Here is a 7,494-nt window from a genome sequence, read left to right as displayed (position 1 = left end):
CCCCACCCTCCGACCCAACCACCCCGAAACCCTCACCCTCCACACCGCCACCGCCACCGCCCACACCACCGGCCACACCACCACCTGGCCCACCCGGGGACTGCGGACCAGCCTTCCCACGTACGCGTTCCAGCGCCGCCGCCACTGGCTGGACGGCGTCGCCGCGCCGCGTCCCGCGCCGACCGCGGCCGACCGGACCCAGGCCGAGGAGACGGACCCCGCCGAGGCGACCGCCGCCCAGCGGCTGGCGGCGCTCGGCCCCGAGGCGCTGGCGTCCGCGCTGCACGACCTGGTCCTGACCGACATGGCCATCACGCTCGGCCACGCCACCCCCGACGCGATCGACGCCTCCCACACCTTCAAGGACCTGGGCTTCGACTCCGCGCTCTCGGTGGAGCTGCGCAACCGCCTGAGCGCGGCGACCGGCCTGCGGCTGGCCTCCGGACTGCTGTTCAACCACCCCACCCCGGCCGCGCTGGTGCGCCACCTGCGGACGGAGCTGTCCGAGGGGCCGGCGGCCACCGCGGTGGTCACGGCGGTCGCCCACGACGAGCCGATCGCCATCGTCGGCATGGCCTGCCGCTACCCCGGCGGCGCGGGTTCGCCGGAGGCCCTGTGGCGCCTGGTCGCCGAGGGCCGCGACGCCATCTCCGACCTGCCGCAGGACCGCGGCTGGGACCTCGCCGGGCTCTACGACCCGGACCCGCACAAGAGCGGCACCACCTACGCCCGCAGCGGCGGTTTCCTCTACGACGCACCGGAGTTCGACCCCGCGTTCTTCGGCATCTCGCCGCGCGAGGCCGCCGCGATGGACCCCCAGCAGCGGCTGCTGCTGGAGACCTCCTGGGAGGTCTTCGAACACGCCGGGCTCGACCCGGCCGCGCTCGGCGGCAGCGCCACCGGGGTGTTCGTCGGCGCGATGTCCCAGGAGTACGGACCCCGGCTGCACGAGTCCGCGGAGGGCATGGACGGCTACCTGCTGACCGGCAGCACCGTCAGCGTGGCGTCCGGCCGCATCGCGTACACCTACGGCTTCGAGGGTCCGGCCGTCACCGTCGACACCGCCTGCTCCTCCTCCCTGGTCGCCCTGCACCTGGCGGCGCAGGCGCTGCGGCAGGGAGAGTGCGACCTGGCCCTCGCGGGCGGCGCCACCGTGATGGCCACGCCCGGGATCTTCGTGGAGTTCAGCCGCCAGCGCGGGCTGTCCCCCGACGGCCGCTGCAAGGCGTTCTCGGCGGACGCGGACGGCACCGGCTGGGCCGAGGGCGCGGGCCTGATCCTGCTGGAGCGGCTCTCCGACGCCCGGCGCAACGGCCACCGGGTGCTGGCGGTCGTGCGCGGCAGCGCGATCAACCAGGACGGCGCCAGCAACGGGCTCACCGCCCCCAACGGGCCGTCCCAGGAGCGCGTCATCCGCCAGGCGCTGGCCAACGCGCGGCTGGCACCGTCCGACGTGGACGCGGTCGAGGCGCACGGCACCGGCACCACCCTGGGCGACCCGATCGAGGCCCAGGCGATCCTGGCCACCTACGGCCAGGACCGGCCGGCGGACCAGCCGCTCTGGCTCGGGTCGCTGAAGTCGAACATCGGGCACGCGCAGGCGGCCGCCGGCGTGGCCGGCGTCATCAAGATGGTCATGGCGCTGCGGCACGGCGAGCTGCCGAGGACCCTGCACGCGGACGAGCCCTCGCCGCACGTCGACTGGGAGGCCGGCGCGGTCGCGCTGCTCACCGAGGCCCGCCCGTGGGAGGCCCCGGGCCGGCCGCGGCGGGCGGGCGTCTCGTCCTTCGGGATCAGCGGCACCAACGCGCACGTCATCCTGGAGGAGGCCGCGCCCCCCGCCGTCGCGCCCCCCGCCCCCGCCCCGGCCGTCGCGCCCGTCGTCCTGTCGGCGCGGACCGAACCGGCGCTGCGGGCCCACGCGCGGCAGCTGGCCGACGCCGCGCCCGACGCCCCGGAGACGGCGCACGCGCTGCTGCGCCGCGCCTCCTTCGAGCACCGGGCGGTCGTCTGGCCCGGCGCCGGCGGACACCCCGCGGACGCGCCCGGCACCGGCACGCCCGGCAGCGGCACTCCCGACAGCGGCACGGTGGCCGCCGCGCTCGCCGCCCTGGCCGAGGGCGCGCCCCACCCGGCCCTGGTGACCGGCAGCCCGCTCAGCGGCCGGACCGTCTTCGTCTTCCCCGGCCAGGGCTCCCAGTGGCCCGCGATGGGCCGCCACCTGCTGGCCACCGAACCGGTGTTCGCGGCGCACATCGCAGCCTGCACCGAGGCCTTCGCCGAGTACACCGACTGGAACCTCACCGAGCTGCTCACCGAGCCCGACACCGCCCTGCTGGAGCGGGTCGACGTCATCCAGCCGGTGCTGTTCGCCGTGATGACCGGTCTGGCCGAGCTCTGGCGCCACCACGGCGTCGTCCCGGACGCGGTGGTCGGCCACTCCCAGGGCGAGATAGCCGCCGCCCACGCGGCGGGCGCGCTCACCCTGCGGGACGCCGCCCGCACCGTCGTCCTGCGCGCCCAGGCGATCACCGCCCTCGCGGGCACCGGCGGCATGGCCTCGGTGCCGTTGCCGGCCGCCGAGGTCCAGGACCTGCTCGGCGGGTACCCGGACGTGCACGTCGCCGCCGTCAACGGCCCCGCCACCACCGTGGTCTCGGGCGCCGCGGAGGCGATCGCCGCGCTGGTCGCCGACTGCGGGGCGCGCGGCGTCCGGGCCCGCCGGATCCCGGTCGACTACGCCTCGCACTGCGTGCACGTGGAGCCGCTGCGCGAACGGATCACCGAGGCCCTCGCGGACATCACCCCGCGCGCCACCGACACCGCCTTCTACTCGACGGTGAGCGCCGCGCCGGTCGACACCACCACCCTCACCGCCGACTACTGGTACGAGAACCTGCGCAACCGGGTCCGGCTGCGGGAGACCGTCGAACTGCTGCACGCCGACGGCCACCGCTTCTTCGTCGAGGCCAGCCCGCACCCCGTGCTGACCATCGGCATCCAGCAGACCCTGGACGAGCGGCCCGCCGCCGTGTTCGGCACGCTGCGCCGCGACCACGGCGACCGCTTCCCGCTCGCCCTGGCCGAGGCCCACACCCGCGGCCTGGACGTCGACTGGCGGCTGCCCGCCCCTGCGGGCCCGCTCCCGGACCTGCCCACCTACCCGTTCCAGCGGCAGCGCTACTGGCTGGAGGCGGCGAGCGGCGGCGGCGACCCCGAGCAGCTCGGCCTCGGCCCGGTCGCGCACCCGCTGCTCGGTGCCTCGCTGACCGTCGCCGAGAGCGGCGCCCTGCTGCTGACCGGACGGCTCTCGCTGCGGACCCACCCCTGGCTGGCCGACCACGCGGTGGCCGGCACCGTCCTGCTGCCCGGGACGGCCTTCGTCGAACTGGCCGTGACCGCCGGGGACCACGCCGGCTGCGACCTGCTGGAGGAGCTGACCCTGCAGGCCCCGCTGCTGCTGGCCGACGCCCCGGTCCAGGTGCAGGTGAGCGCCTCCGCACCCGACGCGGACGGCCGCCGCGCCCTGACGGTGCACTCCCGCCCGGACGAGGAGAGCACCTGGACCCAGCACGCCTCCGGCACGCTCGGCACCGGCGCCCCCGCCGCCGCCCCGGTCACCGCCTGGCCGCCGGCCGGGGCCGCCCCAGTGGACACCGCCGGGGCCTACGACCTGCTCGCCGCGGGCGGCTACGAGTACGGACCGGTCTTCCAGGGCCTGCGCGCCCTGTGGCGGCGCGGCGGCGAGCTGTTCGCCGAGGTCGCCCTCGCCGAGCGGACCGAGGCGACCGGCTACGGGCTGCACCCGGCGCTGCTGGACGCGGCGCTGCACCCGGCCGTCCTGGCCCCGCTGTGGGAGGGACCCGCGCCGGAGGAGGGCGTGGCGCTGCCCTTCGCCTGGTCGGGGGTCTCGCTGCACGCCACCGGCGCCACCGTGCTCCGGGTGGCGCTCACCCCCCGCGGCGCCGACGCGTACGCGCTGACCGCCACCGACGCGCAGGGGGCGCCGGTCGCCTCGGTGGACTCCCTGGCGCTGCGCCCGGTGCGGCTCTCGGCGCTCACCGCCGAGCAGCCGGGCGACGGCCCGTTCGGCGTCGCCTGGGTGCCGCTGCCGGTCCCGGCCGCCGTGGGCGCCGCGTCCGTGCTGGTGCTGGACCCGGCCGGCCCCGGTCCCGCCGGGGTGCCCGCCGGGGAGGAGCCCGAGCTCCTGGTGCTGGCGCTGCCCGCTCCGGACGGCACCGCCGGCGAGGACCTCCCGGCCCTGGCCGGCGCCGCCGTGCGGCGGGCCCTGTCGGTGCTCCGGGGCTGGCTGGCCGAGGACCGGTTCGCCGGGTCGCGGCTGCTGGTGCTCACCCGCGGCGCGGTCGCCGCCGGCGAGGGCGAGGACGTCACCGACCTGGTGCACGCCCCCGTCTGGGGCCTGGTGCGGACCGCGCAGTCGGAACACCCCGACCGGATCGTGCTCTGCGACCTCGACCTCGACACCGGCACCGGCCCCGGCAGCGGCGTCTCCGCCGGCCTGCCCGCGGCCGCGCTCGCGGCCCTGGCCACCGGCGAGCCGCAGACCGCCGTCCGCGGCGACGCGGTGCTCGCCCCGCGTCTGGTGCGCGGACTGCCCGCCGCACAGCCCGCGGTGTCACCCGACGAGCCCTCCGACGAGCCCTCCGGGGACTCCGCCGGAGGGTCCGCCGGGGAGGCAGGGACCTTCGCCGCCGACGGCACCGTCCTGATCACCGGTGCCACCGGAACCCTGGGCCGGCTGCTCGCGCACCACCTGGTGACCGTGCACGGCGTCCGCCGGCTGCTGCTCGCCGGCCGCCGCGGCGGCGACGCCCCCGGTGCCGCGGCACTGCGCGACGGGCTGACCGGACTCGGTGCCGACGTCCGGCTCGTCGCCTGCGACGTCGCCGACCGGGACGCCGTGGCCGGGCTGCTGGCCGGCATCCCCGCCGAGCACGCCCTGACCGCCGTCTTCCACACCGCCGGGGTCCTGGACGACGCGGTGATCACCGGCCTCACCCCGGGCCAGGTGGACACGGTGCTGCGGCCGAAGGTCGACGCCGCCTGGCACCTGCACGACCTCACCGCCGAACTCGCACCCGGGCTGCGGCACTTCGTCCTCTTCTCGTCCGTCACCGGCCTCACCGGCAACGCCGGGCAGGGCAACTACGCCGCCGCCAACACCTTCCTCGACGCGCTCGCGCACCACCGCCGGGCCCGGGGCCTGCCCGCGCTGTCGCTCGCCTGGGGCCTGTGGGAGCAGGCGAGCGGCATGACCGCCGCGATGACCGACGCCGACCGGGCCCGGATGGGCCGCGGCGGCATCGTGCCGCTCCCCTCCGGGGAAGGGCTGGCCCTGCTGGACGCCGCCCTGGCCGCGGACCGCACCCTGGCCGTCCCGGTCCGGATCGACCTGCCGGCGCTCCGCAGGGCCGCCGCCGGCCTGCCGCTGTTCCGCTCGCTGGTCCGCGTCCCCGCCCGGCGCGCCCTGGCCGCGGGCGGCGGACCGGACGCCGGCTCCTGGTCGCAGCGGATCGGCGCCCTGTCCGCCGAGGAGCGCGAGCACGCCGTCCTGGACCTGGTCCGGGCGCAGGTCGCCATGGTGCTGGGCCACGCCACCCCGGAGAGCATCGACGCCGAGCGGGCCTTCAAGGAACTCGGCTTCGACTCGCTGACCGCCGTGGAACTGCGCAACCGCCTCCACGCCGCGACGGGCCTGCGGCTGCCGGCCACCCTGGTCTTCGACTACCCGACGCTGCGCACCCTCACCGGCCACCTGGTCGGCGAGGTGACCGGCGCGGGCGCGGCCCAGGTGATCGTGCGGGCCGCCGCCCCGGACGACGACCCGATCGTGATCGTCGGCATGGGCTGCCGCTACCCGGGCGGGGTCCGCTCCCCCGAGGACCTCTGGCAGCTGGTCGAGGACGGCACGGACGCCATCGGGCCGTTCCCCGCCGACCGCGGCTGGGACCTGGAGGCGCTGTACGACCCGGACCCGGAGAAGGAGGGCACCGCCTACGCCCGCGAGGGCGGGTTCCTGCTCGACGTCGCGGACTTCGACGCCGACTTCTTCGGCATCGCCCCGCGCGAGGCGCTCGCCACCGACCCCCAGCAGCGGCTGCTGCTGGAGACCGCGTGGGACGCCTTCGAGCGGGCCGGCATCGACGCCACCGCGCTGCGCGGCAGCCAGACCGGTGTCTTCGCCGGCGTGATGTACAACGACTACCGCTGGCGCCTGCGCGACGCACCGGAGGGCTTCGAGGCCTATCTCGGGAACGGCAGCGCCGGCAGCGTCGCCTCCGGCCGGGTCTCCTACACCTTCGGCTTCGAGGGCCCGGCGGTCACCGTCGACACCGCCTGCTCCTCCTCCCTGGTGGCCCTGCACCTCGCGGCGCACGCGCTGCGCCGGGGCGAGTGCTCACTGGCCCTCGCCGGCGGCGTGACGGTGATGGCCACCCCCGCCCCGTTCATCGAGTTCAGCCGCCAGCGCGGGCTCGCCCGCGACGGCCGCAGCAAGCCCTTCTCCGCCGAGGCCGACGGCGCCGGCTGGAGCGAGGGCGCCGGTCTGGTCCTGCTGGAGCGGCTCTCCGACGCGCGGCGCAACGGCCACCGGGTGCTCGCCGTGCTGCGGGGCAGCGCGATCAACCAGGACGGCGCCAGCAACGGCCTCACCGCCCCCAACGGACCCGCGCAGCAGCGGATGATCCGTCAGACCCTGGCCAACGCGGGACTGCGCGGCGCCGAGGTGGACGCGGTCGAGGCGCACGGCACCGGCACCACCCTGGGCGACCCGATCGAGGCCCAGGCGATCCTGGCCACCTACGGTCAGGACCGGCCGGCGGACAAGCCGCTCTGGCTGGGCTCGATCAAGTCCAACATCGGGCACTCGCAGGCGGCCGCGGGCGTGGCCGGCGTCATCAAGATGGTCATGGCGATGCAGCGGGAGACCCTGCCGCGGACCCTGCACGTCTCCGCGCCGTCCCCGCACGTGGACTGGACGGCGGGCGCCGTGCGGCTGCTGACGCAGGCACAGCCCTGGAAGGCCGACGGGCACCCGCGGCGGGCCGCCGTGTCGGCCTTCGGGATCAGCGGCACCAACGCGCACGTCATCCTGGAGGAGCCGGCGGTGACGGAGGACGCCCCGCCGAGCCCCGAGCCGGCCGGGCCGGTGCCGTGGGTGCTGTCCGCCCGCACCGACGCCGCGCTGGCCGAGCAGGCCGGACGGCTGCTGGAGCGGATCACGGCGGACGGCGACCTGCACGACGCCGACGTCGCGCACTCGCTGGCCTCCCGGGCGCTGTTCGAGCACCGGGCGGTCGTGGTCGCGTCCGGCCGGGAGAAGCGGGCGGACGCCCTGCGGGCACTGGCCCGCGGGGACCACCACACCGGTGCGGTGACAGGCCGGGTGGACGGTGGGAAGCTGGCGTTCCTGTTCACCGGCCAGGGCTCCCAACGCATCGCGATGGGCCGGGAACTCCACGCCACCGTCCCCGA

1 protein-coding gene is annotated in these 7,494 nt (G+C 77.0%); it reads left to right on the top strand.

What is annotated here, in order from left to right; genetic code table 11:
• Positions 1-7,494 (top strand): SDR family NAD(P)-dependent oxidoreductase (locus ACFCX4_RS32830; RefSeq protein ID WP_376150523.1); only part of this gene is annotated, 7,494 nt, incomplete at both ends.

The organism is Kitasatospora sp. NPDC056327 (genome assembly GCF_042261735.1).
GTDB lineage: Bacteria > Actinomycetota > Actinomycetes > Streptomycetales > Streptomycetaceae > Kitasatospora.
Note: the sequence above shows the minus strand (reverse complement) of the source record. Positions and strands in the feature narration are given on the sequence as shown.